Source organism: Erythrobacter ani, assembly GCF_019204025.1.
Taxonomy (GTDB): Bacteria; Pseudomonadota; Alphaproteobacteria; order Sphingomonadales; family Sphingomonadaceae; genus Erythrobacter; species Erythrobacter ani.
The window spans coordinates 476,144-502,070 of sequence record NZ_JAGSPB010000001.1; the positions used below are offsets into that span (position 1 = coordinate 476,144).

Genomic DNA, 25,927 nt, shown 5'->3' on the forward strand with positions numbered 1-25,927 from the left:
GCGCCGCGAAAACGTGCTCTCCGGCCCCAACCTCTTCTGCGCACTTTCAAATGTCATGCGAAGCGGGCATAGGCGCTCCCCATGCATGATATCCGCTTGATCCGGGACGATCCTGACGCATTCGATGCAGCGCTCGCGCGCCGCGGTGTTGAGCCTGTCGCTCAGGCAATCCTCGCTCTCGACGAAGAACGCCGAGCCGTTGCTACCAATCTGCAAGAGGCGCAAAGCCGCCGCAACGATGCCTCAAAAACGATTGGCGCAGCGATGGGCAAGGGCGACACCGAGACCGCCGAAGCGCTCAAGACCGAGGTGGCCGAAATCAAGCTGTTGATGCCCGCACTCGAAGAGCGTGAGCGCGAATTGGCGGAGCAATTGAACGACGTCCTGCTAGCGCTACCAAACCTGCTCGACCCGTCAGTTCCTGACGGCGACAGCGAGGACGACAATGTCTTCCTGCGCGAATGGGGTGAAAAGCCACAGTTCGACTTCGCCCCGCAGGAGCACGCAGATATAGCGCCGCCCCTTGGCATGGATTTCGAAACAGGCGCGAAGATTTCTGGTGCGCGCTTTACCTTCTTGCGCGGAGACATGGCTCGCCTCCACCGCGCTCTTGGCCAGTTCATGATCGACACGAATACCCGAGAATATGGCTTTATCGAGTGCAACCCGCCGCTGCTGATCAATGAGGCAGCAGGCTACGGCACCGGGCAACTGCCGAAATTTGCCGAAGACCTGTTTCGCACCACCGACAATCGTCTGCTGATATCGACCTCGGAGATGGTGCTTGGAAACTCGTTCCGTGAACAATTGTTCGCCGAAAGCGACTTTCCGATGCGGTTGACCGCGCTTACGCCCTGTTTTCGTTCCGAAGCAGGCGCTGCGGGGCGCGACACTCGCGGTTTCATCCGCCAGCACCAGTTCGAAAAGGTCGAGATGATCGTCGCCGCGCTGCCCCAGTATGCATCAGCAGAGCACGAGCGCATCACCGGCATCGCCGAGAAGCTCCTCCAGTCTCTGGGCCTGCACCACCGCGTGATGGCGCTGTGCGCAGGCGACATGGGCGCAACCATGATGAAGACCTACGATCTCGAAGTGTGGCTTCCGGGCCAGCAGGCGTACCGCGAAATCAGCTCGTGCTCCGATGGCGGAACCTATCAGCCGCGCCGTATGAATGCTCGTTACCGACCCGAGGGATCTAAGAAGAGCGAGTATTTCCATCTGCTCAACGGATCGGGACTCGCCGTAGGCCGCACGCTGGTTGCGATTATCGAGAATTACCAGCAGGCCGATGGCAGTGTCATCGTACCCGACGCGCTGCATCCCTATATGGGCGGCGTTACTAAGCTGGAGCCTGCGGGTTGATGCGCATTCTTCTGACCAATGACGATGGATACCACGCACCGGGTTTCGAGGTGCTGGAAGAGATCGCACGCCAATTCTCCGACGATGTCTGGGTCTGCGCTCCATCTGAAGAGCAATCGGGCGCTGGGCATTCGCTCACTCTCAACCATCCGGTCCGGCTCCAGCAATTTGCCGAGCGGCGCTTCGCCGTGACAGGCACCCCGACCGACAGCGTGATGATGGCACTGCGCGAGGTGATGGACGGCCCGCCCGACCTGATCCTGTCCGGCGTCAATCGCGGGGCGAATCTGGGCGATGACATCACCTATTCTGGCACAGTTTCGGCCGCTATCGAGGGCGCACTTGCCGGGATACGGGCGATTGCGCTCAGCCAAGTTTATACGCGGGAAAGCGCAGGCGGCGATCTGTTCGCGGCAGCGCGCGCATGGGGGCCGAAGGTGCTCAAACCGCTGCTCGATACGCCATTCGACGACCGCACGCTCGTCAACATTAATTTCCCGCCGCGCGTGCCGGATGATGTCCAGGGTATTCGCATCGTCCGGCAAGGCTTTCACGATTACTCGCGCGGCTCGATCGTCGAGGGGAAAGACCCGCGCGGTCACCGCTATTTCTGGTTTGGCCTCCATGCGATCGAACACACGCTGGATCACGGCACCGACCTCGAAGCAATCGATGACGGCTATATCGCGGTGACGCCGCTGCAGCTCGACCTCACGCATCATGCATCGCTCGAAGCGATGGCCAAACGGTTCCACGACTAGGCGGCGCGGCAGGGGACACAATGGCAAAGCGCGAAACCGACCGCATCTTTTCAGCGAAGCCGGACAAGGTGGTCGCAGCGAGCAAATTCAAGCCGCTCCGGCGTGCGGTGAAGATACCCGTGTGGGGCGATCTCGGCATCCGGATCGGACTGGCGCTGTTCCTGATCTTCATCGTGGTGATGATCCACTGGTTCGATCGCGGCGGGCTGGTCGACAGTGTCGATGGTGAGGTCAGCTTTCTCGATATCGTGTATTTCACGATGATCTCGATCACGACGACCGGGTTCGGCGACATCGCGCCGGTCACGGACAGCGCGCGCATGATCGAAGCGGTCATCGTGACACCGATCCGCTTCGCAGTCTTTTTCATTTTCGTGGGCACGGCCTACAATTTCATTATCAAGCGCAGCTGGGAGGAATGGCGAATGGCCCGTATCCAGGAAAAACTGTCCGGGCATGTTGTCGTCCTGGGCTACGGCATTTCGGGATCGCAAAGCGTCGAGGAACTGATCGAACGCGGCACCGATGCCCGCAATATCGTTGTCGTCGATCCCAGCGAAGAACGGCTGACATCGGCAGAAAAGCTGGGCGTCAATGTGATGGCAGCCGATGCGACACGCGACGAAACGCTGAAAGCGGTCCGCATTCAGGAAGCGCAGACTGTGCTCGTCTCAGCCGGGCGGGACGACACCTCGATCCTCATCGTGCTGACGGTGCGACACCTCGCACCAAAGGTGCCCATCAGCGTGGTGGTGCGCGCGGACGACAATGAATTGCTCGCGCGGCAAGCGGGCGCAAATAATGTCATCAATCCGGTCCGCTTTACCGGATTGCTCCTCGCCGGTTCAGCCAAGGGCGCGCATATCGCCGAATATCTCTCCGATCTCGCCTCGGTTACAGGCCGCGTGCAACTGGTCGAGCGTGTGGTCAAAGAAGAGGAATGCGGCTGCTCGATCACCGACCTGAGCAGCGGCGGACGGGGCCTGCGCATTTATCGCAACGGCCGCGCCATCGGTTATTGGGAAGAGGAATGCCAGAGCCTCCAGCCCGGGGACGTGATTGTTGAAATCGTCGCGACCGAGAATGGAACGTCCAAAGGCGACGGGCACTAGACCGACACCCGATCTCGGGCTTTCGGTTCAACGGAAGAGAACGAACACTCCGCCCATCGCTGCCATCCCTACCAGGAAATGTCCTGCGTCGATCATGAAATGGGTGAAAGTCTTCCGAAGGTAGAGGTAATTGATCCCGATGGCCGGGATCATTACCCCGATGGCAAAACCCACTGACATCATCATGATCACATGCGGAGCCGGATTGGTCCGGGCAAGCAAATGCCATAGCACCATAGCTATGAGCATTTCGAACAGGAACGTCAGGCCGAAGATGACGAGCATGTTTCCCGACTGGACCTGCTCGTCCGTGATTCCGGCGGCTTTCTGCCAGGCCTTGCCGAAGATCACACCGTACCAGAGTGCGCCGACGACGAAAAAGGCCGCGGCGCCTGCCAGTACCGGCCATAAAGCAAAATCGTTCATGTGAGTTCTCCCTCTCCCGCAACGTAGCTAGCGCAAATCGCCTTTGCGGTGTAGAGGGCCGCGCATCATGAATTCCAACAGCACCACCCTACCCGATCAGAAACGCGTCGGCATGGTTTCTCTCGGCTGCCCCAAGGCGCTGGTCGATTCCGAGCGCATCCTTACGCGCCTGCGCGCCGATGGTTACGCGATGTCGCCCGATTATGCGGGCGCAGACGTGGTGCTCGTCAATACGTGCGGTTTCCTCGATAGCGCAAAGGAAGAGAGCCTTGCCGCGATTGGCGAGGCGATCTCGGAAAACGGGCGCGTGATCGTCACCGGGTGTATGGGTGAGGAGGCGGATGCGATACGCGCGGCGCACCCGCAAGTGCTCGCAGTCACCGGCGCACATCAATACGAGCAGGTGGTCGAGGCCGTTCATGAACACGCCCCGCCGAGCCAGGGGCCGTTTGTCGACCTGATCCCTCAGCCCGACATCAAGCTGACACCGCGTCATTACAGCTATCTGAAGATTTCCGAGGGCTGTAACCACTCCTGCGCATTCTGCATCATTCCGCAGCTTCGCGGCAAACTCGCGAGCCGCCGGATCGATGCGGTGCTGCGCGAGGCGGAAAAACTGGTCGCCGCAGGAACGAAAGAACTGCTGGTGATCAGCCAGGACACCTCTGCATACGGGGTCGATACCCGGCACGAAGAGCGCGACTGGAAGGGCTCACCCGTTCGCGCGCACATGACGGATCTCGCACGCGAGCTTGGCAAATTGCGTACCGCAGACGATCGCGCGCCTTGGGTCCGGCTGCACTACGTGTATCCCTATCCGCATGTCGATAGGGTCATCCCCCTGATGGCGGAGGGGTTGCTCACCCCATATCTCGACATTCCATTCCAGCACGCTTCACCCCGAGTTTTGAAGCTGATGAAGCGGCCAGCCAACGAGGCCAAGGTCCTCGACCGACTCAAAGGCTGGCGGGATATCTGTCCGGACATCGCCGTGCGCTCGTCCTTCGTGGTCGGCTTTCCCGGCGAAACGGAGGATGATTTCAAATATCTCGTGGACTGGCTCGAAGAAGCTCAGCTCGACCGTGTGGGCGCATTCCGGTTCGAACCCGTCGAGGGCGCGGCGGCAAACGACTTGCCCGATCCGGTGCCGGAAGAGGTGAAAGAGGAACGCTACGCCCGCCTCATGGAGGTGACCGAGCGAATCAGCGCAGCCAAGCTCACCGCCAAAATCGGGCGCACGATCCCGGTCATCATCGACGAAGTTGGCGAGCCGGATGAAGACGGCGACATCGGCGCGACCGGTCGCAGCGAAGCCGATGCGCCCGAAATCGACGGCGCGGTTTATCTGCGCAACGCACCAGACACGCTTTTGCCGGGCGATATTGTCGATGCTGTGATTGAGGACGCGGACGCTCACGATTTGTTCGGCGCGATTGCTCGATAGGCAGACACTCCGCGCTTTATTGCATAACCTCACCAGCAATCGGGAACGAGTTCGGCTGCGGACCCTTGGCTAAGTAATGGCCATTCAGATCAACACCAGCTTCGCTTTCGAGACGGAGCAACTCACCGACGCCCTTTTGCAATTCGAAGCGGCGGCGCTGCCGGAACAGCGCATCGTGTCGGCAAAGACCGGGCTGGGCGAGGCAGAGCACGTAGCGCGCGTCGCGGCTCAGGACGATATCGGCGAGCGCATCTGGATCAGATCAAAAGGGCATTTCGAAGTAAGCTATGAGGCCGTTGTAGAACCCCAGCGCATCACCTCGGATATGACATCACTGTCCGCGCTCGACCCGCATGATTTGCCCGGCGAAGCGGTACAATACCTGCTCGACTCCCGGTACTGCCATGCCGACCGCTTCCAGAATTTCGTATCCTCGGAATTTGGCGGTACCAGCGGAGGGGAGCGTATTGCTGCCATTTCCGCCTGGCTCGATCAGCATTTCACCTACTCACCCGGCGCAAGCAATCCCTCGACCACCGCCATCGACAGCATGATCGCGCGCGAGGGTATCTGCCGGGATTATTCTCACGTCCTCATTACCCTCGCGCGGGCTTCGACCATTCCGGCCCGTTATGTGGCTTGCTATGCGCCTGGCGTTTCCCCGCCCGATTTTCACGCTGTCGCCGAAGTCTTCCTGGCAGATCCCGGCCGTGCGGATGGCGGCGCATGGCAGATTGTCGATGCCACTGGCATGGCTGACCCGTCGAAAACCGCGAAGATAGGTGTCGGCCGCGATGCCGCCGACGTCAGTTTCCTGACGACGTTCGGCCCCAATCGCTTTCTTAATTCAAGCGTCACAGTCAGCGATTCCGACGCGAACTGAAGGCAGCCTCGTCGAATCTGCGAGCAGGGCTATAGTCCCGGTGCCGTGATCGCGCTAATACGGGCGCGAAGACAGAAGTCGGCCTTCATGGCGAACTAAGGAACCAATCGTAATGGCCCCACCAGCGATTTCGGCAGATCGGCTGCTTTTGTTCGGTGCGACTGGCGATCTGGCTCGGCGAATGCTGCTTCCCAGTCTTTGCGCGCTCGATGCCGATGGATTGCTGGCCGAAAATCTTCGGATCATCGGGACTGCGCGTAGCGAAATAAGCGACATCGAGTTCCGCGATATGGCCCGTGAAGCGCTGGAAACCTTTCTGCCCGCAGAGCGGAGAGGCGGCATGGCGACGTTTCTGAACCGGCTCTCCTATCAGGCGCTCGATGCCACCACCCTTGATGGGTACGAGGCTCTGGCGAACAAGGTCGGCCCCTCGGACAATGCAAACGAGGATGGGGGCCTCGCCATCTTTCTGTCGACGGCGCCGAGCCTGTTTGGGTCGACAATCGCAGGGTTGAAGCATGCCGGGCTGACCGGAGACCACGTCCGCATAGGGCTGGAAAAACCGCTCGGCACCGATCTGGAATCGAGCTGCGCGATCAACGATGCGGTCGCCGACGCGTTTACCGAGGATCGCATTTTCCGGATCGATCACTATCTCGGTAAGGAGACGGTGCAGAATCTTTTGGCGCTGCGTTTTGCCAATATCCTGTTCGAACCAATCTGGAATTCCAATTATATCGAGCACGTGCAGATCACCGTCGCCGAAACGGTCGGACTGGAAGGTCGCGTCGCCTTTTATGACGACGCAGGCGCCCTGCGTGACATGGTCCAGAACCACATGTTGCAACTGCTCGCTCTGGTCGCGATGGAGCCGCCGACCAGCTTCGATGCGACAGCCGTTCGCGATGAGAAGGTCAAAGTGCTGCGCGCGCTGCGCCGGGTCGATGCAAGCGAAACTGTGACCGGACAGTACCGCGCTGGCGCAATCGATGGTCAGGCTGTGCCGGGCTATGACGACGAGCTGGGCAAGGACAGCGACACGGAAACATTTGCCGCGATCAAAGCGCATGTCGACAACTGGCGCTGGAAAGGGGTTCCCTTTTACCTTCGCACCGGCAAACGGTTACCTGAGCGCGTGACCGAAATCGTTGTGCGGTTCCGCTGCGTGCCGCACTCGATCTTCGAAGAGATGGGCGCAACAATGCAGCCCAACAGCCTGGTAATCGGCATTCAGCCCGAGGAAAACATTACGCTGTCATTGATGGCGAAGGTACCGGGTCTGGGGGTCGACGGTGTGCGACTGCGCGAAGTTCCGCTGGAAATCACCATGCCCGATGCGTTCGTCGGACAGCACCGCCGCATCGCATACGAGCGCCTGCTGCTCGATCTGATCAACGCCGATCAAACCCTGTTTGTACGGCGCGACGAGGTCGAAGCGCAGTGGCACTGGGTCGATGCCATTCGCGAGGTCTGGGAAGCGGCAGACATCAAGCCCAAGACTTACGGATCGGGCAGCTGGGGTCCGAGCGCGGCAATAGCCCTTGCCGAACGCGATGGAGTGAGCTGGCATGAATAGGCTTAACGACTGCGTCCACCGGGTGACCGAGCGGATCATGGAAAATTCGCGCGGCCCACGCTCATCCTATCTCGAGCTGATGCGGCGCGAGGCTGATCGCAGGCCCGAGCACAAGGATGTCGCCTGCTCGAACTTGGCCCATGCATTTGCAGGCGCGCTTGAAGACCAGGATGCGATGAAAGCAGGGCGCGGGCCGAATATCGGGATCGTCACCGCCTATAATGACATGCTGTCGGCGCATCAGCCCTATGGTCGTTACCCCGATCGTATGAAGATCTTCGCCCGTGAAGTCGGCGCAACGGCGCAGGTCGCGGGCGGCGCCCCTGCCATGTGCGACGGAGTGACACAGGGCGAGGACGGAATGGAGCTTTCGCTCTTCAGCCGCGATATCATCGCACTCTCCACCGGGGTCGCCTTGTCGCATCAGATGTACGATGGGATCGCTTGCCTCGGCATTTGCGACAAGATCGTGCCGGGCCTGCTGATCGGCGCGCTTCGGTTCGGGCACCTGCCGGCCATTTTCGTGCCCTCCGGCCCGATGCCGAGCGGGATTTCGAATAAACAGAAACAGGAAACCCGCCAGAAGTATGCGGCTGGCGAGATCGGGCGGGATGAATTGCTCGAAAGCGAGCTTGGTTCCTATCATTCGCCAGGCACCTGCACATTTTACGGCACGGCGAATTCCAATCAGATGATGATGGAGATGATGGGGCTGCATGTCCCCGGCAGCGCGTTCGTCCAGCCGGGCACACAACTGCGACAGGCTCTAGATCGCGCTGCCGTCCATCGTCTCGCCGAATTGGCTGGCACAAGCGAACGAACCCTCGCGCAGGTCGTCGATGAAAAAGCGATCGTGAACGCCGTTATCGGCCTGCTCGCCACCGGCGGATCGACCAACCACGCGATTCATATACCGGCAATGGCCCGCGCCGCTGGCATAATCATCGACTGGAACGACATGGCCGAGCTTTCCAGCGTCGTCCCGCTGCTTGCCCGCGTCTATCCTAATGGATCGGGAGACGTTAACCATTTCCACGCAGCGGGCGGCATGTCCTATGTCACGCGAACGCTGTTGGACGAGGGATTGGCGCATGGCGATCTCCTCACCGTCTGGGATGGTGGCATGGAAGCATACGCTGCTGAGCCCATCCTCAACGATGCGCGGGAGCTTGATTGGTCGCCCGTAACCGAAACGCGCGACGACAGTATGCTGCGCTCTGCTAACGATCCGTTTCAGCCCGATGGCGGAATGCGGCTCGTTACGGGCAATCTGGGTCGCGCATGCTTCAAATCGTCTGCGGTTGCGAAGGAGCGCTGGACAGTGCAGGCGCCCTGCCGGGTCTTCGAAAACCAAAAGGATGTTGTCTCGGCGTTCAAGGCCGGAGAGCTCGACCGGGATGTCGTCGTCGTCGTCCGATTCCAAGGCCCTCGCGCGAATGGAATGCCCGAACTGCATTCGCTCACGCCATCGCTCGCAGTCTTGCAAGATCGCGGACACAAAGTCGCGCTGGTCACCGATGGGCGCATGTCGGGTGCAAGCGGCAAGGTGCCGAGCGCAATTCACTGCACGCCCGAAGCCTTGGGAGGCGGACCGCTTGCATTGCTTGAGGATGGCGACGTGGTGAAGGTCTGCGCCGAAACCGGCGAACTTTGCTGCCAAGCCGACCTGTCGGGCCGCACCCCCGCTCCCGACCCGCAAAGCGAATGGGGGGTCGGGCGCGAGATGTACCGGATGCTCCAAACCCATGCCGACAGCGCTGAAAAGGGCGCATCGGCCATGCTTGCGAGCGCGGGTCTGTAAGCAGGTGAGCGGTAGCCGGAACATTGTGGCAATCGACATTGGCGGTACGCATGCCCGCTTTGCAATCGCATCGATAGAGCCGGGCGGCGCGATCACGCTTGACGAAACGGTAACCTTGCAGACCGAAGACCATGCAAGCTTCGAAACCGCCTGGGAGCATTACAGAGAGCGCATGGGCGGAAGTCTGCCCAATGGAGTGGCGATGGCCGTTGCTGGGCCGATAGATGCCGACATCATCAGGTTCACCAACAATCCATGGATCATCCGTCCGCCGATGATCGAGAACAAGCTTGCCTGTCCCCACTCGGTGATCGTCAACGATTTCGAAGCCGTCGCCCACGCAACCGCCAGAGCACCTGCTGGCGAGTTCCTCCATCTTGCAGGGCCGGACACCGCTCTGCCCCAATGCGGTGCGATCAGTGTCCTCGGCCCCGGAACCGGTCTCGGTGTGGCTTATTTTCATCGCCACTCCGATGGCACCTACCGCGTTCAGGCGACCGAAGGCGGGCACGGCGATTTCGCACCGGTAGATGCGATCGAGGACGCGATTCTCGCTCGGCTCAGGAAACGGCATACACGCGTGTCGAACGAACGCGTCGTATCGGGCCCGGCCATCGCGGATATCTACGCCGCGCTGGCCGCGATGGAAGGCCGCGCGGTCAAGGAACAGAGCGACGTCGAAATCTGGACGGCTGGAACGAGCGGTAAGGACAGCTTGGCCTCAGCTGCAGTCGACCGGTTCTGCCTCGCCTTGGGGTCGGTCGCCGGCGACATCGCGCTGGTTCAGGGTGCGAAGGGCGTAGTGATTGCGGGCGGCCTCGGCTATCGTATTCGCGAGACTCTTGCTGGATCGGGCTTTGCATCACGCTTCGCTGCAAAAGGCCGGTTTTCAGGATTGATGGCATCCCTGCCGGTTAAGCTGATTATCCATCCGCAACCTGGCCTGCTCGGCGCGGCGGCTGCCTTCGCCCAGAAACATCTCGGAGAAAATCGCGCATGACCCTCCCGCTCAAATCCACCGCCGATCTCAGCGCGCGCCTTCAGGAACTTCACGCGAGGACGCGGGAGACTCCGCTATTCAATCCGGTATTCCAGCTGGGGCTCGATCTGTCGCGCGCACTGGAAGCTGAAGCGATTAACCTCGATGCGCTCGAGGCGCTGGTGGAGGAGCTTGAATGTTCCGGTCTCGAGGCCCGCGCGAAGCGGCTCCAGCGTCTGGTCGCGCCGGTAACGCCGCAGGCCAATCGCGATGCTCTGGCAAAATCCTTATCGGCGCCAAAAGACTTCGAGGATTTTCGCAAGCAGTGGGAAAGGCCGCGCCTCCATGCCGTCTTTACCGCCCATCCGACATTCCTGATGACACCCGTGCAGACGGCTGCCGTGGCCGCAGCGGCGAGCACTGATGCGCCCGTGACCCGCGCCGTCTGCACGCCGCATTCGCAGAGGCCAGATATCACACTCGATTATGAACACGGCGAAGTGAGCAAGGCGCTGGCCAATGCGCAGGACGCGCGCGCGCAGATCGTTCACGATACGCTGACACATGCGTCCCAGACATGGCCGGAGAAATGGCTCGACCTCAATCCGTTACCGTTCCGTTTCGCGAGCTGGGTCGGGTACGACATGGACGGGCGAACGGATATTAAATGGTACACCTCGATCCGGTTTCGCCTTTCGGAAAAAGCGGAGCGCCTACGCCGTTTCGCGGATGACCTCGCGCGGATCAACCCCGGCCACGACGCGGTGGAAACCCTTCGCGCTGGCTCCGATCACGCCGCGCGCAGTGCCGAAGATTTCGCCGGAGACCTTTCCGAGGCAAACGCTCTTTCGCAGGCCGCGAATCGCCTGACATACGACCATCCCGACAAACTGATCTCGCTCCGCACTATTATCGACCAGCTCGAACGGGAAGCTCGCGCAAGTGACGAAACGGAGCATGCAATCGCGCTGAAGACGCTCACCGCATGCATGCGCGCGGACGGGCTCGGCATGGGTCATGTCCATTTCCGCGTAAATGCGAAGCAGCTGCATAACGCCATCCGCAGCCGGCTGACGGACCAGCCGAACCTGGACCTAGCTAGCAAAGGCGCAATGGCGACCCTGCGCACCCTGCTTGCGCAGATCGAGCCGATGCGGACCAATTTCGCCAGTCTCGCGATCGAAAGCTCCACGGCGATCCGCCAATTCCTGGCTATGGCGCAGATTCTCGAACATATCGACGCGGATACGCCGATCCGCATGCTCATCGCGGAATGCGAACAGCCCTCCACCATCCTGGCAGCGCTATATTTCGCGCGAGCATTCGGGATCGATGGCATGGTCGATGTGTCTCCGCTTTTCGAAACCGAAAGCGCGCTCGAACACGGTGGCCGCTTTCTGGAGGCGCTATGCGCAGAAGACCAGTACCGCGATTATGTGCGCCAGCGTGGGCGCGCTTGCATCCAGACCGGTTTTTCCGATGCCGGACGGTTCGTCGGTCAAATCCCGGCAAGCCTGGCCATCGAGAGGCTTCAGGGACGCTTTGCGCAGGCCATGGCCAACCATTCCCTGACCGATGTAGCCGCGCTCATTTTCAACACGCACGGCGAAAGCATGGGCAGAGGCGCTCACCCCGGCGGCTTCGAGGAACGTCTGACCTGGCCCATGAGCGCCTGGGCACGCGATCGCTTCGCTAAGGCGGAAATCACACTCGAACCCGAGGTCAGCTTTCAGGGCGGCGACGGATACTTGTTTTTCGCCGGGCCCGAACTGGCGCTCGCCACGCTTTCGCGCATTGCCTGCGCGCCGCGCCACGATCCGAAAGCGGCGGACGATCCGTTTTACGACCGAACGGACCTGAGCCTCGATTTTTACCGCGCCATTCGCGCGGATCAGCGGCGGCACCTGCGCAGCGCAACCTATTCACGCGCAGTAACGGCTTTCGGTCTCGGGCTGCTCAATTCGACCGGTAGTCGGGTATCGCGACGCCAATCAGATATTTCCGCCGATCGCGACATGAATCTGCGGCAGATCCGTGCAATCCCGCACAATTCGATCCTCCAGCAGCTCGGCTATCCGGTGAACGTCATTTCTGGCATCGGCAGCGCGGCCGATGGCAATTACGAGGAGATCGCGAGTTTGATCGAGTCCAGCCCGCGAGGACGACAATTGATGGGACTCGCCCGCGCCTCGAATGAGCTCGCGAGTATCAAGACGGTCGCAGCACACGGCGAATTGTTCAATTCAGCTTACTGGGCGAGCCGGCCATACCGGGGCACCGAACCGCATCTTTCGGCGGCGTGCGAAACCCTGGCCGAGTTCCTGACCAAGGATGATCGCACTGGCGTCTACCGCAGGCTTGCTTCACGGCTCCGCGTCGATGCGCTCAAGTTTCACCGCCTGCTGGACTTGCTTCCGGCAGAAAGCCGGGACAGCGAACGCGAGAATACACGCCGCATGATCGGGGCCGCTCAGTCCGTCCGGCTTGCTCTGATGCAGCACATTTTCCTGAAAGCAGTGTCAGTCCCGGTGTTCAGCCGCGCGAACGACGTCAGCCGCGAAGACGTGCTCGAAATGGTTTTCTCGCTCAGGATCGACGATGCACTTGCCCAGATGCGCCGCGCCTTCCCCACGCACTTCCCCGAGCCGGGCGATTTCGCCATGGATGAGCCCGCCGATTATCCCGACGCTTCCAGCGAAGGTTATGCCCAAATCGGACGCGATTTCATCGATCCGATCGAACGCGCTTATGCGTTGATGCTACGTCTGTCGGTCAGCATCGCCAACCAATTCGGTGCGCACGGATAAGTCAGATATCGATCGAACTGCGGCGATGAAGTTTAAGTGGTCTTGCGCGGCGGTTCAGGGCTGAAACGCCAGACTCTCATGGTTACGCCGGTCGGCTCGATCTTCTCGGTTCCTGCTACCGCGAGGACTCCGGCCAAGGATGCGTTTGCACCGTTCCATAGTCGGTCGAATGCCGCACCTGCGTCACTGCGCGATGCCGTGCCGCCCAGCTCCGCAATGATGCGGCAGATCGTTTCGATTGCAATCGCGCGGGGAACGTTGGCGAAATACCGGAACGCCCGCCCTTGCTCATCGGAATCGGGCACGACGTGCGTCTCCCAGTCCTCCGCAGCAAACCATTCGATTGCGCGCCAGGCATCTTCGAGATGCGTGGCACTGGTGGCCAGCGCCTGACTGTCGATCCAATCCTGTTCTGCAAGGAAACGCCGCACGCGCGCGCGGTCGAATTGTTCGTCTGTATTCGAGGGATCGCACACAGGGTCGATGCCCGCCTGCGCCACGACGCTTTCCAACTCCGCCTTGCTCCACCTGAGCAACGGGCGGAACAATGTGCCGCCCCAACCCGGAATCTCGGTTGTGGAACGGATGCCTGCCAAACCAGGTACGCCGCTGCCCCGATTCAGGCGCATGAGCAGGGTTTCGGCCTGGTCATCCGCGTGGTGCGCAGTCATGACGGCACCGACCCGAGCCGCGTCATGCCATTGGCCAAGCGCCATGTAGCGCGCAGAGCGGGCATTCGACTGCAGGTTCCCGTCGGAAACCTCGACCTTCAACGTTTGATGCTCGACACCCAGTTCCGCGCAGAGATCGGCGACAAATTCTGCTTCGTGCGCGCTTTCCGGGCGGAGTCCGTGATCGACAGTCGCAGCAGCCACATTCTCGTTTCCACGAACACTGTACGCCAGAAGCAGCAGGGCGAGGCTATCCGGGCCGCCGGAAACCGCTACTCCCAGCCGTGCATCGGCAAAACCGTAACGTTCGAGATTGGCGCGGAACCGCGCTGTCAGCTTCGGGTCGAGATCCGTATCAATGAGCGCCCCCTACCACTTGGATTATCAGCCTTCGCAGGTGATCCTGCGGCGATTGGCCTCGTACTGATCGAGCAAGCGCCCGCTGGCAACAGCCGGATATGTGTCCCCAAATTCGGCGAGCGCAATGCAGGCACGGCGTGTATCTTCCATCGCGATCATCGCCTGAGCAAGGTAAAGTAGGCTGTCCGGCGCGCGTGGTGCGGTGCGGTCTGCCTGATAATTGCGCAGGAACCAGCGCGCGGCCTCTTCTGCCATTCCGTCATCCAGAAATGCCCGACCAAGCAGGTTGCGCCCGTACGTGACACGCCAGTGATCCGGGTACTGATCGACAAAGCTCGATAGCTGCTGGCGGGCTTCCGGGTAAAATCCGGCATTCCACAGGCGGAATCCATAGGAATACTCGTCATCGGCCGCATCGTCGGTTTGAGGTTTTGCGATTTGCTGCACGGCCGCAAGCCGTTCATCGCTTGGTCCGACCTCTTCGGGCTCCGCGCTAGTCTGCGTACCCACCGTATTGGCCAACGAAGACGAACCGCCTGTCATCGCGCTGAGGTTGGTTTCCGTCGATGGCAACTCTTCGGTATCGACTGTTTCCGCAATGCTTGCGCCAGCAGCCGGCGACGCTTCGAGCAATGCGAGGCGGCTTTCCATCTGCGTGATGGAGTTCGTGTTTTCCTCGCTCAACGCTGTCAGGCGCTGCAATTGACTTTCCATCGCATCGAGCCGCGCGAGAATGTCCGTCACGGCAGTGGTCGAAGGAGCGTTCGGAGAGGACTGGTTGCCGGCCCCCTGCTCGGAAGAAATCTGCGGTTCGAAATACCGCCCATCCCCGCCCGGAAACACATTCCGCTGAAGCGCGCGGATCTCCGCTTCGATCTTGCGCAGCCGCGATTCAGAAACATTGTCCTGCGCCATGGCGGGCACCGGAGACGTCACGATTGTCGCGGCAATCGCGAAAGCCGTTCCTACTCGCAATACAGTGCCGGTAATGTTCGGTTTAAGAGCGATCTTCATGAGCTGTGCGGCTCCCTCTCTGATGGTTGCGCGATCGTTATCGAGATGGGTCTGAACGCTGCCGATTGCCCTTATCGGTGGCTCTTTCCCGAAGCGGCATCTTTGCCGGACCGAGCATGAATGTCAGCCGAATCTGTGACGCCTCCACTCTTCCAAGTCGAGCGGGGCAGGCACCAAAACAGTGGGAAAGAATGCTGACCCGTTGCGCCGGTCAGTTCAGTTGCGGCGCGGACGCAGCGTCGCTTTCGGAGCGGGCGAGCAGCGCGGAGGCGGAAATCGGGGTGTCGCCCAGCGTTATTGGCTCTTCGGAAAGCTTGGGCACCTCTTTCCCGTCGATCGTGATCGAAAAGGCATCGGGCCGACCCGTATTGATCAGCGGCGCTTCGGAATCTGCAGGCACCTCGAAAGTGTCACCGCTCGCCATTTGTGCCTCGAAGAACCGTTCACCCTCATCTTCATAGAAGCGTACCCAGATGCCGTCTTCCAGGGCGGTGAAGACCACCTTGCCCTCCGGGTCGATAACCGCTGCATTCGCATCGCCGCCTTCTGCGCCGCCATTCTCATTTGCTGCAAGCTGCTCTGAGTCATCGACATCCTGTGTTTCAGCAACCAGCGGAGCCGGACCACTGCCAGCTGCAAAATAGGTGCGATAGAAAGAGAACACGCCCACAGCCAGGATGATCGCCGCGACGGCGCCGAACCACGCGAGACCAGCCGAAGGCAATTTGGCCGGGTCGCCGGGCTCCATGCCTCCGGCAAGCGCGGACTGGCGCGCGTGGCCTTCGGCCAGTTCCTCGCGTACCAGATCAGTGATGTCGCGGTCGTCGAGACCGACTGCGCGCGCGTATGTCCTTGCGAACCCGATGGCGTAGGCGCGCGATGGCAGCTCATCGAAGGCGCCATCCTCGATCGCTTTCAGATGGCGCAAGGGGATGCGGGTTTCGGCCGAAATATGATCGAGTTCGAACCCCTTCTTCTCACGCGCAGCGCGCAGATAGCCGCCGGCAGTTGCCGGACCCGCTTCGGGATCGGCGATCGGACCGTCTTCGCTGCTTTCGTGTTCGTCTGTCATGATCTTGCCCGCTTTCGCGCGGGTTTTAGACTTATTTGCTGGCCAGCACACCATATTTTTCGGTCTGTACTGTCAATGATTCGAAAAGCTTGCTGCCCCGCACACGAGGCGCACTGTCTCTAGGCGTCGGCCATCAATCGGTTTCGATGTCGCGGGCCGCTGCCCAGGCGGAAAGTTCTTCGCGCAGATTGACTGACGGGTCCAGCAACCAGCCCGTAACCGCTTCGCTCAATTCCGCGAGGTCTACCTTGCGCACCAGTTCCTTGATCGGGCCAACAGCCGCCGGTGTGATCGACAAACGGCGGAAACCGATTCCGAGCAGCGCAAGGGCTTCGAGACGTCGACCGCCCATCTCTCCGCATACGGCCATATCGACGCCGCTTCCTACCGAGGATTGCATGACACGCCGCAAAAACCGAAGGATCGGAATGCTTAGCCAATCGTACCGCTCCGCAAGCTTCGGATTGGCGCGGTCGGCGGCGAACAGGAACTGCGTTAGGTCGTTGGTTCCGACCGACAGAAAACTAAGCTTGGGCAACAGCAGGTCAAGAACCTCCGCGAGCGCGGGCACTTCGAGCATGGCGCCATAATGAATCGCCTCGGGCAGCTGCTTTTTCTTGGACCGCAGGAATGCCAGCTGCTCGTCGAAAACCTTTTTGGCTGCATCGAATTCCCACGGTTCTGAGACCATGGGGAACATCACATAAAGCGAACGTCCCCCGCTCGCCTCCAGCAGCGCGCGTGCCTGCGCCTTCATCAATCCTTCGCGGGTGAGCGCAAGCCGCAATGCGCGCCAGCCCATCGCAGGATTCTCGTCTTTGTCGGCAATGTCCGATGCAAGATAAGGCACCGACTTGTCTCCGCCGATATCGACCGTGCGGAATATTACCGGCTTGTCTCCTGCTGCATCCAGGACATCCCGGTAAAGCCGCGTCTGTCGCTCACGTTGAGGCAAGGTGGCCGACACCAGAAATTGAAACTCGGTACGGAACAGGCCGACACCGTCGGCACCGGTCATGGCCAGCGCGCTTATGTCGTCGCGGAGGCCAGCATTCATCATCACTTGAATGCGCGTACCGCAGCGAGTGAAGGGCTCCACATCGCGCAGTTCTGCATATGCAGCCTGCTTCTCGCGCGATTTAGCAAAACGCGCCTCGAAAGCCTCGGCAACCGTGGCGGAGGGCCGAATGGTCGCGGTAGCAGCGCTTGCGTCGAGCAAGACCTCGTCGCCGTCACGGATGATGCCGCGGATACCGTTCGCGCGGCCCAGTACCGGCACCCCCATGGCCCGCGCAACGATGACGACATGTGCCGTCAGCGATCCTTCTTCGAGGATGACACCCTTCAGCCGTCTGCGATCATATTCGAGCAATTCGGCGGGACCGAGATTTCGCGCGATCAGGATCGTGTCGCGGCGCAGACCCTGTGATGCGGCGGTTCCAAGCTGGCCCGACACAATCCGCAGGAGCCGGTTCGCCAGATCCTCCAGATCGTGCATCCGGTCAGCCAGCAGCGGATCGTCGATTTCGCGCATCCGCATGCGGGTATGCTGCTGAACGCGCTCGATCGCGGCCTCAGCAGTCAGGCCGCTGTCGATCGCTTCGTTGATGCGGCGCGACCAGCCTTCGTCATAAGCGAACATCTTGTAAGTCTGGAGGACCTCTTCGTGTTCTCCGCCCACACCGAATTCCGCCTGCCCGGTCAGGTTGTCGATCTGTTCGCGCATCTTGTCGAATGCGCGGTAGACCCGCTGACGTTCCGCCTCGGTATCTTCCGCCACAACCTGTGTGATCTGTACGCGCGGCTGGTGGTAAACCGCATGACCGACCGCGAGCCCCGTCACCAGTGTCAGGCCGGAAACGGTCTGCTGGCCCGTCCTGCCTTCGATAAGGCCCCGCGCCTCCTCTTCATCGACCAGTTCGGCATTGGCGATCAGTTCTGAGAGGACCATCGCCGTGGTTTGCAGCGCCTCGATCTCGACCTCTTCGTAGCGGCGCGGTTCGACATGCTGGACGCACAGCACGCCGACGGCCCGTTCGCGGTAGACAATTGGGACACCGGCAAAGGAATGAAATTTTTCCTCGCCGGTTTCCGGCCGGTATTGGAAATCCGGATGGGCTTTCGCTTCGGCAAGATTCAGCGTTTCGACATTGTCAGCGATCACACCGGTCAGACCCTCGCCAATGGCCATCCGGGTCACGTGCACAGCGCTCTTATTGAGCCCGCGCGTGGCGAACAATTCAAGACTTCCCTCACGCAGCAGATAGATCGAGCACACCTCGCTCGTCAGGCTTTCGCCGACGATGTCGACCACCCGGTCAAGCTTACCCTGTGCATGCATGCGCGAGGCCATGACCTCGTGAAGGTTCGTGAGAATCTGGCGGGCGGAAGCGGCGGCGGTCATCGTGATCTCGGCTTAGGCAGTCCGGCGCGCAAAAGCAAAGCCAAGCAGTGCGGCCCGCCGAGCTCCGCCGATTGCGACCGGACTGCCCGCGCATTCCGGAAACGGGGCATGCGAACACACCCGTTTAGTGCTCCGGAATTTGACTTGGGTCAGGAAGGAATCACGATCGCGCCGGTCAAGATCGGCGCATTTCTTCCTTTAATCGCAATTTGTGTTTCTTAAGCTGTTGGATCGTCGCAGCATCAGGCACGGGCCGGGACATTTCTTCGCGAAGCTTGGCTTCGAGCCCGGCATGTTTGGATTGGAGTGCGTTGACGTGTGACGATGCCATACAGGTTCTCCTTTAGATCGGGGGAATGCCCCCGGGGGAACGACTCGGCACAAGGCGGCCGGGCCGCTGATATCGATGAAACCACAGTTGGGTTAACTTGCAAAGCTCTTCATTTGGGTGAAACGGTGTCTGCGCATAAATGCGCGGCAGGCCGTTGGCGGAACAGCCGCGAGAATAGGGAAATTGGGCGAATGAATGAGCAAGAGCTGGGCAAGACGCTGGAACTGCTCAAATCGGAGCACCGCGATCTCGATGCAGCCATCGCCGCGCTGACCGAGGCGGGTTCTTCCGATCAGCTTCAGATTGCCCGTCTCAAGAAAAGAAAGCTGCGGCTGAAAGACCAGATTTCGATCATTGAGGATACGCTGCTTCCGGATATTATCGCGTGATTTGACCCACTTCGGTGGGAATACCGCGCGCACAGGGCGACTTGCCTCATGAATGCAGAAGCAATTCTGTCCCGCCAAGGGACGGATTAAAATTGCGCGCGGATAGTAACCATACACCCATGGTCGTACGCGCAATCCGAGCGTAGCGAGCGATCCATACATGGCCCGCACCAGCAATCTTTCCCGCCCGATTATCGAGGCGCTCTACAGCGAAGCGCTCGTCCTTGCCGACGAGGTTCGCGCAGTTTTCGCGCTGGGAACAAGGGAACCGGCGTTGGATGAAGACGCAAGCGTTCGGCTCGCCCTTTCGACCGAAGGGCTGAAGACTACTACGCGCATGATGCACTTGCTCGCGTGGCTGCTGAACCAGCGGGCGTTTTTCTCGGGCGAATTGACCGACAATCAAGTGCGTAATCACGGTGCGCTGCCACCCGATCGTCCGGCCGACCCGGCCCAGCTCGACATGCTCGAGCCGGAAACCCGCGCTCTGATCGCTGAAACAGAGGCTCTGCACGGACGCATCGCCCGGCTGGATAGAGCTTGGCGCCAGGGCTTTGACATGGGATCGCCAGTGCGCGTGTTCCAGCACCGGATCGGGGAAGAATTTTCGCGGTTAGAAATGCGCCAGTCCGGACCAGCGCAACACTAAGTTTGGACCAACCTTGCGTGCCGATCAGGCCGTAGCTAGCGCCTTTTCCCAATTGGCCAGCCGAGCGGCCCTTACCTCCTCATCCATATCCGGCTCGAACCGGGTCAGCTTCCCACGCATGGCGTCTGCGGCCTCTTGAAGCCCGGAGTAGAGGTCCGCCCCGGCGGCGGCCAGCATGGCGGCGCCCAACGCCGTCGTCTCGATGAAATCCGGTCGCTCAACGGTGATGTTAAGCACATTCGCGAGATCCTGCGCCATCCAGGTGTTCGCAGCCATTCCGCCATCGATCCTGAGTGTTTCCCAAGCCGTACCGTCGGCGGCAAAGGCCTTGGCGAGGTCGCTCGTCTGGTGCGCCATCGCCTCCAGCGCAGCGCGCGCCAATTGCGGTTTTCCGCTCGCAAAGCTCAACCCCGATATGACACCGCGGGCTTCCGCGCGCCAATGCGGCGCGCCAAGCCCGGCCAGTGCAGGGACTATCGTCACTCCGCCAGAATCCGGAATCGACCGTGCGAGCTCTTCGGTCTGGCTCGCGACTTCGACAATACCCAGCGAATCGCGCAACCACTGGACAAGGCTCCCCGCGACGAACACCGATCCTTCGATCGCATAGGTCCGCTTCCCGTCGATCTGAAACAGGACCGTGCCGAGCAGTCGATTGTCCGAATGCGGGATCGACGTCCCCTGGTTTGTCAGCACGAAAGCGCCGGTGCCATAAGTCGCCTTGGTCTCACCGGGCAACAGGCACGCCTGCCCGATAGTCGCGGATTGCTGATCTCCCGCCATCCCCGCAATCGGGATTGCCCGGCCGAACAGCGCAGGATCGGTTTCTGCCAGCGGCCCCGACATGTCGCTCACCTCGGCCAGCGCGGCGCGAGGCACTCCGAACAGATCGCACAGCCCCTCGTCGAATTGCTTACCCGCAAGCTCGAGCAGCAAGGTGCGGCTTGCATTGCTGGCATCCGTCACGTGCAAGCCGCCCGTGAGCTTGAACGTCAGCCAGCTTTCGACCGTCCCGAACGCGAGGCTACCCTTATCCGACGCAGCGCGCACTTCCGGCACATTGTCGAGCATCCAGCGCATTTTCGTGCCTGAGAAATACGGATCGAGCAGCAAGCCCGTCCGGCTTTGCACCGACTTTTCATGACCGCCGTCCCGCAATTCCATGCAGAACGGTTCGGTTCGGCGGTCCTGCCAGACAATCGCCCTTGTCAGCGGCTCCCCACTAGATTTGTCCCACGCGATTACGGTTTCCCGCTGGTTCGTAATGCCAATGGCGGCGATCGCTGCCGCGCCGCCCGCCTTCGGGATCACGTCGAGCGCGCATTGCAATGTCTTGTTCCAGATCTCTGATGCGTCATGCTCAACCCACCCGCTTTGCGGATAGTGCTGCGTCAGTTCCTGTTGCGCCGAAGCCACCAGAACGCCGTCGATTGCGAACAGCATGGCCCGCGTCGATGTCGTGCCTTCGTCCAGTACAAGGATGTAGTCGGCCATGAGATCCCCTTCGTCTTCGGCGCATTTCTAACCGGTCGCGCGGTGACCGCAAGGCCCCGGCCTCGACAGGCGCGCTGCTGCGCCCCATATGAAAAAACATGGCAGGCATACCTCCGAAACCGTGGCCCACAGGCGTGGCCGAGCAGCTCGAGCCGCTGGTAAAGCGAGTGCTGGCGCCGAACCCCTCTCCCTACACTTACACCGGGACGCAGACCTATGTGGTTGGCGCGGGTCCTGATGTTGCGGTGATCGATCCCGGCCCGAACGATCCCGCCCACATCGATGCAATCATGGCCGCCGTCGGAGATGCGAAGCTTTTGGCGATCATGTGCACACATACGCACCGCGATCATTCGCCTGCAGCCGCGCCGCTGTCTGAAATGGCAGGGGCGCCAATCGTCGGCTGCGCGCCGCTGGTGCTCAAAACGGATCTGCCGCGCGCTGACGAGGCTTTCGACACGACCTACGCGCCCGACCGCGTGCTCGAGGATGGCGAGCAGATGCGCGGAACCGGCTGGACGCTAACCGCCGTTGCGACGCCCGGCCACACCTCGAACCATCTGTGTTTCGCGCTCGAAGAAAGCGGCGCATTGTTCACTGGTGACCACGTCATGGGCTGGTCGACCAGCGTTGTCATTCCGCCTGATGGTGATATGGGCGATTATATGGCGAGCCTCGAAAAACTGCAGACGCGCGAGGACATTGTGTACCATTCCGCCCATGGCGCCGCGATTACGAAGCCAAGGCAGCTTGTTCGCGGCATGATCGGCCACCGCCGGCAGCGCGAAAACCAGATCCTGCGGCTCATGGGCGAGCAAGCGCGCGCTGTCTCCGCCTTTATCCCGCAGATGTACAAGGGGCTGGATGAGCGTCTTATCCCCGCTGCCGAAATGAGCGTGACTGCCCATCTCATCGACCTTGAAAAGCGAGGCCTTGCTGGCCGCTCGCACGAGGCGGGCGTGGAAATCTGGCGCGCGCGCTAGGTACCGATTTCACTCGAAATTCCGCCAAGCCATCCCTAGATGGTTCGAAACGTGATCAGTGAGGGTTGCCCATGAGCATCGAGACCAAAGTTCCTTCCGGCGAAGACCTGCTCGCCGAAATCGACCGGTTGCGCAAAGAACGCAATGCGGTGATCCTCGCGCATTATTACCAGACGCCCGATATCCAAGACATCGCCGATTATGTCGGCGACTCGCTCCAGCTCAGCCAGATGGCGGCAGAAACCGATGCCGATGTTATCGCATTCTGCGGCGTGAAATTCATGGCCGACACGGCCAAGATCCTTTCGCCCGAAAAGATCGTCGTGCTTCCTGATATGGATGCCGGTTGCAGCCTCGAAGACAGCTGCCCACCCGAAAAGTTCAAGGCTTTTCGGGAGGCGCATCCCGATCACATCGCGCTGACTTACATCAATTGTTCGACAGAGGTGAAAGCGCTCTCGGACGTGATCGTCACCAGCTCCAGTGCGGAAACCATCCTCCAGCAAATCCCGGAAGATCAGAAGATCATCTTCGGTCCGGACCGCCATCTCGGCGGATATCTAAGCCGCAAGTTCGATCGCGAAATGCTGCTGTGGCCAGGCGTCTGCATCGTCCACGAAGCCTTCAGCGAAACCGAATTGCTGAAGCTGAAGGAGCAGCACCCCGATGCGCCGATCGCCGCGCATCCGGAATGCCCGCCGACCATTGTCGATCATGCCGATTACGTCGGATCGACCAGCGGGATCCTGAAATTCGCCCAGGAATTCGAAGGCGACACGCTGATTGTCGCGACGGAGCCGCACATCATCCATCAGATGGAAAAGGCGCTGCCGGAAAAGACTTTCATCGGTGCACCGGGCGCGGATGGAAATTGTTCGTGCAACATCTGCCCATACATGGCGCTGAATACGATGGAAAAGCTCTATGTCGCGCTGCGTGACCTGGAGCCGCGTATCGAGATCGAGGAGAACCTGCGATTGAAGGCGAAGGAAAGCCTCGATCGCATGCTCGAAATGGCAAGCAGCAGCGTCGGCAAAGGCGATATAGGCGAAGTCGAGATAGAGGATATTCCGGAGCACGACATTCCCAGCGGGGACTGAGCGACGCACCCGTTTCGGCATTTCGTGCGTTTAATCGCGCATGACTGCCGAAATCCGCTTTTTCTGGGCGCGCCTCAACGCCAATTACTGGTTCTATCCGGCCACCTTCGCGATTTTGGCGGCGCTGCTCGGCTTCGCGATGATCTATCTCGATCGCAACGGCTTTGCCGAATTCCTGAACGAAACCGACTGGCTCGTCCCTGTCCGCCCCAGCGGCGCTTCGGATATTCTCACCGTAATGGCCGGCGCGATGATTGGCGTCGCATCGACAGTGTTTTCGATCACGCTCGTGGCAGTGACATATGCCAGCGGCAATTATGGCCCGCGGCTGCTCACCAATTTCCTGGAGGACAAGGGCAATCAGGTCAGCCTGGCGACCTTCATCGGCACGTTCGTATACACGCTCATCGTGCTGCGCTCCGTCAGGGCCGAGGGAGAATCGCCAGCATCGGCAGGGCAAGCGGGAGCAGATATGCTGCCGGGCTTCGCGCCGCAATTGTCCTTGCTAGTCGCCTACCTTCTGATGGCCGCATGCGTCGGCGTGCTGGTGTTTTTTCTACATCATGTTCCCTCCTCCATCCGCATCAACAAGGTTCTTGAGACCATTGGTCGCCGCCTGCTCGATGCAATCCGCGAAACCTATCCCGTCGAAGACTCTTTCGCCGACGCGCGCGAGGGCGAAGGCGGAGACACTGTTACGGCATGGGCCACCGGGTATGTCCAGCTGATAGATTTCGAAGATCTCGAGAAGAAGGCGCGTGAATGCGGCAGCACATTTTCCTTGCGCGTGCGCACCGGCGATTTCGTCCATCGCGGCCTTCCGCTGATGGACGTGAAAGGCGCAGACCCGGAAGAAATCGAGCAAGCCGTTCGCGAAGACATCACTCTCGGCCCTGTCCGCACTCCGGAACAGGATCCGCAATTCCTCATCGACGAGCTGGTCGAGATTGGAATGCGCGCGTTGTCTCCAGGCATCAACGATCCCTTCACCGCGATAACCGCGCTGCATTGGCTTGGCGCGGCGATCTCCGACATCGGACGGCGCGACTTACGCAAGGATGTGTGCGGCGAGGATGCGGAGGACTGCCCCGTCATCCCCCTTTCCGACAGTTTCGATCACTATGTCGGACGCGGATTCGGCTCGATCCGAAGCGCAGTCGCTGCAAGCTCGAATGCCTCTTTGGTGATGCTGGATGTGCTTGCCGACGCCGCGCTTCCCATTTCTCACCATGGACGCAGAGCGTTGCTGAAAAATGAGGCAAACTTGCTGATCGAGCAGGCCCGAGTCGCGTTGGCGGGGCCCGACCTTGAACGGGTTAACGAAAGGTACAAAACATTCGAGCAGCGCTTTTCGCGCGAAAACTAGCCTTCGTCCGATCCAACCGGCCGTCTGGGCTGGCGGGCCCTTGCCACCACCAGTGCACCTCCCAAAAGGATCATCCCGGCGATATCGAGCGGCGTGAGTACCTCACCGAAGACACCGAAGCCGATGATTGCTGCGACCGCAGGTTGCGTAAGCAGCGCCAGACCGATGATGAGTGGTGGAAAGTGACCGAGTGAGAATACGAGCAATCCCTGCCCGATGAGCTGGCTGGTGATGAACAGGACGAGAATGGGCGTCCAGTTCGTCGGCCATACTGGCTCACCCAGAGCCAGCGCCAGAGTGAGCAGCACCGGACATGCAAACACGCTCACCCAGACGAGCAAGCTCCATGATCCGAACCGTGCTCGTTCGCCTTGCAGAGTGAGCAGGTAAACGGCGTAGAGCACACCCGCAGTCAAACAGAACAGATCGCCGACGAATGTCTCCGTGCCGATCTCAAGGCTCCGGCCAAGCAGGATGCCTGCCCCCCCCAGCGCGAATAGGATCGCGAGCCATTCCAGACCCTTGGGCAGTATCCGAGCGATAACAAAGCCCCAGAACAGGAGGATGATCGATCCCGCGTTGCCGAACAGAGTCGCATTACCCAGCCGTGTCAGGCCGATCCCGACATGCCAGCTGGCAAGGTCCATCGCGAAAGCGGTCGCACCGATCGCTACCCAGAACAGCGTCTTTCGCGGCATCCCTCCCAGTGGCTGCGACGCCATCCTTGCGAAGACGATCAGGAACGGCAGGGCAAGGAACAGCCGCCAGAATGCAGCAGAAACAGGTCCGGTATCGGCCAGTCGTACCAGCCATGGCCCCAGAGCCAGCGCGACATTTCCCGCGAGCAATGCAGCGAGCAGAAATGCACCGCGCGGATCGTAAAGTTTTGCTTCGCGGACCCCCTCTTTTTCCATGGTTGCGCCCTAGCGCACCGATCTCCAAG

At 60.5% G+C, this 25,927-nt stretch carries 22 protein-coding genes; 14 read left to right on the forward strand and 8 right to left on the reverse strand.

Features of this window, described 5'->3' with window-relative positions:
• Nucleotides 1-81 precede the first annotated feature (81 nt).
• Genes serS through KCG45_RS02300 form a run of 3 tightly spaced genes read left to right on the forward strand, consistent with a single transcriptional unit; the run spans nt 82 to nt 3,235 of the window.
• Nucleotides 82-1,362, forward strand: coding sequence for a serine--tRNA ligase (gene serS, locus KCG45_RS02290; RefSeq protein ID WP_218315518.1), 1,281 nt, complete (start codon nt 82-84; stop codon nt 1,360-1,362).
• On the forward strand, nt 1,362-2,123 hold the full coding sequence (surE, locus tag KCG45_RS02295; protein ID WP_218315519.1) for a 5'/3'-nucleotidase SurE: 762 nt from the start codon (nt 1,362-1,364) through the stop codon (nt 2,121-2,123). Before serS ends, surE begins: the two co-directional genes overlap by 1 nt.
• A gap of 20 nt (nt 2,124-2,143) precedes the next feature.
• A complete protein-coding gene (locus KCG45_RS02300; RefSeq protein WP_218315520.1) occupies nt 2,144-3,235 on the forward strand; it encodes a potassium channel family protein in 1,092 nt (363 codons plus the stop codon).
• Nucleotides 3,236-3,262: 27 nt separating this feature from the next.
• On the opposite strand, the gene KCG45_RS02305 is transcribed toward KCG45_RS02300, so the two are convergent.
• Nucleotides 3,263-3,661, reverse strand: coding sequence for a DUF1761 domain-containing protein (locus KCG45_RS02305; RefSeq protein ID WP_218315521.1), 399 nt, complete (start codon nt 3,659-3,661; stop codon nt 3,263-3,265).
• A gap of 67 nt (nt 3,662-3,728) precedes the next feature.
• Between KCG45_RS02305 and rimO the strand changes: the two genes are divergently transcribed.
• The 6 genes from rimO to KCG45_RS02335 all read left to right on the forward strand — a co-directional run bounded on the left by rimO (nt 3,729) and on the right by KCG45_RS02335 (nt 13,151).
• Nucleotides 3,729-5,105 carry a 30S ribosomal protein S12 methylthiotransferase RimO gene (gene rimO / locus KCG45_RS02310; RefSeq protein WP_218315522.1) on the forward strand — a complete coding sequence of 459 codons (1,377 nt, stop codon included), beginning with the start codon at nt 3,729-3,731 and terminating at the stop codon, nt 5,103-5,105.
• A 76-nt stretch (nt 5,106-5,181) separates the two neighbouring features.
• Nucleotides 5,182-5,988 (forward strand): transglutaminase-like domain-containing protein, encoded by an 807-nt coding sequence (locus KCG45_RS02315; protein ID WP_218315523.1) that lies wholly within the window; start codon nt 5,182-5,184, stop codon nt 5,986-5,988.
• 112 nt (nt 5,989-6,100) lie between these two features.
• On the forward strand, nt 6,101-7,564 hold the full coding sequence (gene zwf / locus KCG45_RS02320; RefSeq protein WP_218315524.1) for a glucose-6-phosphate dehydrogenase: 1,464 nt from the start codon (nt 6,101-6,103) through the stop codon (nt 7,562-7,564).
• Nucleotides 7,557-9,365, forward strand: coding sequence for a phosphogluconate dehydratase (gene edd, locus KCG45_RS02325; protein ID WP_218315525.1), 1,809 nt, complete (start codon nt 7,557-7,559; stop codon nt 9,363-9,365). The genes zwf and edd overlap by 8 nt, the downstream gene beginning before the upstream one ends.
• Before the next feature lie 4 nt (nt 9,366-9,369).
• The gene (locus KCG45_RS02330) at nt 9,370-10,365 is read left to right on the forward strand and encodes a glucokinase (RefSeq protein WP_439648895.1); all 996 of its coding nucleotides are present in this window, start codon (nt 9,370-9,372) and stop codon (nt 10,363-10,365) included.
• Nucleotides 10,362-13,151, forward strand: a complete 2,790-nt coding sequence (locus KCG45_RS02335; protein ID WP_218315527.1) for a phosphoenolpyruvate carboxylase — start codon at nt 10,362-10,364, stop codon at nt 13,149-13,151. Before KCG45_RS02330 ends, KCG45_RS02335 begins: the two co-directional genes overlap by 4 nt.
• Before the next feature lie 32 nt (nt 13,152-13,183).
• Here KCG45_RS02335 and tilS read toward each other — a convergent pair whose 3' ends face one another.
• The 5 genes from tilS to KCG45_RS02360 form a co-directional block, all read right to left on the reverse strand.
• Nucleotides 13,184-14,182 (reverse strand): tRNA lysidine(34) synthetase TilS, encoded by a 999-nt coding sequence (gene tilS / locus KCG45_RS02340; protein ID WP_369410749.1) that lies wholly within the window; start codon nt 14,180-14,182, stop codon nt 13,184-13,186.
• 24 nt (nt 14,183-14,206) lie between these two features.
• Nucleotides 14,207-15,196: a tetratricopeptide repeat protein gene (locus KCG45_RS02345; RefSeq protein ID WP_255547909.1), complete on the reverse strand. Its 990-nt coding sequence runs from the start codon at nt 15,194-15,196 to the stop codon at nt 14,207-14,209.
• Nucleotides 15,197-15,407: 211 nt separating this feature from the next.
• Entirely contained in the window at nt 15,408-16,268 is an 861-nt protein-coding gene (locus KCG45_RS02350) for a helix-turn-helix domain-containing protein (protein ID WP_218315528.1), read from the reverse strand.
• Between the two features lie 133 nt (nt 16,269-16,401).
• The gene (gene ptsP / locus KCG45_RS02355; protein ID WP_218315529.1) at nt 16,402-18,672 is read right to left on the reverse strand and encodes a phosphoenolpyruvate--protein phosphotransferase; all 2,271 of its coding nucleotides are present in this window, start codon (nt 18,670-18,672) and stop codon (nt 16,402-16,404) included.
• 175 nt (nt 18,673-18,847) lie between these two features.
• Nucleotides 18,848-19,003 (reverse strand): YdcH family protein, encoded by a 156-nt coding sequence (locus tag KCG45_RS02360; protein WP_218315530.1) that lies wholly within the window; start codon nt 19,001-19,003, stop codon nt 18,848-18,850.
• Nucleotides 19,004-19,194: 191 nt separating this feature from the next.
• Here KCG45_RS02360 and KCG45_RS02365 point away from each other — a divergent pair, with 191 nt between their 5' ends.
• Together KCG45_RS02365 and KCG45_RS02370 are read left to right on the forward strand one after the other, a co-directional pair.
• Nucleotides 19,195-19,392 carry a YdcH family protein gene (locus tag KCG45_RS02365; protein ID WP_218315531.1) on the forward strand — a complete coding sequence of 66 codons (198 nt, stop codon included), beginning with the start codon at nt 19,195-19,197 and terminating at the stop codon, nt 19,390-19,392.
• 160 nt (nt 19,393-19,552) lie between these two features.
• Nucleotides 19,553-20,041, forward strand: a complete 489-nt coding sequence (locus KCG45_RS02370) for a DUF1465 family protein (RefSeq protein ID WP_218315532.1) — start codon at nt 19,553-19,555, stop codon at nt 20,039-20,041.
• Nucleotides 20,042-20,065: 24 nt separating this feature from the next.
• Here KCG45_RS02370 and glpK read toward each other — a convergent pair whose 3' ends face one another.
• Nucleotides 20,066-21,535, reverse strand: a complete 1,470-nt coding sequence (gene glpK, locus KCG45_RS02375; RefSeq protein ID WP_218315533.1) for a glycerol kinase GlpK — start codon at nt 21,533-21,535, stop codon at nt 20,066-20,068.
• Between the two features lie 98 nt (nt 21,536-21,633).
• On the opposite strand from glpK, the gene KCG45_RS02380 reads away from it, so the two are divergent.
• The 3 genes from KCG45_RS02380 to KCG45_RS02390 all read left to right on the forward strand — a co-directional run bounded on the left by KCG45_RS02380 (nt 21,634) and on the right by KCG45_RS02390 (nt 24,984).
• Entirely contained in the window at nt 21,634-22,518 is an 885-nt protein-coding gene (locus KCG45_RS02380) for an MBL fold metallo-hydrolase (RefSeq protein ID WP_218315534.1), read from the forward strand.
• Nucleotides 22,519-22,589: 71 nt separating this feature from the next.
• On the forward strand, nt 22,590-23,618 hold the full coding sequence (gene nadA, locus KCG45_RS02385) for a quinolinate synthase NadA (protein ID WP_218315535.1): 1,029 nt from the start codon (nt 22,590-22,592) through the stop codon (nt 23,616-23,618).
• Between the two features lie 40 nt (nt 23,619-23,658).
• Complete coding sequence (locus tag KCG45_RS02390) at nt 23,659-24,984, forward strand: DUF2254 domain-containing protein (RefSeq protein ID WP_218315536.1); 1,326 nt, start codon at nt 23,659-23,661, stop codon at nt 24,982-24,984.
• Here KCG45_RS02390 and KCG45_RS02395 read toward each other — a convergent pair.
• Nucleotides 24,981-25,898 carry a DMT family transporter gene (locus KCG45_RS02395; protein WP_218315537.1) on the reverse strand — a complete coding sequence of 306 codons (918 nt, stop codon included), beginning with the start codon at nt 25,896-25,898 and terminating at the stop codon, nt 24,981-24,983. The two genes, KCG45_RS02390 and KCG45_RS02395, sit on opposite strands and share 4 nt — an antisense overlap.
• Nucleotides 25,899-25,927: the final 29 nt, after the last annotated feature.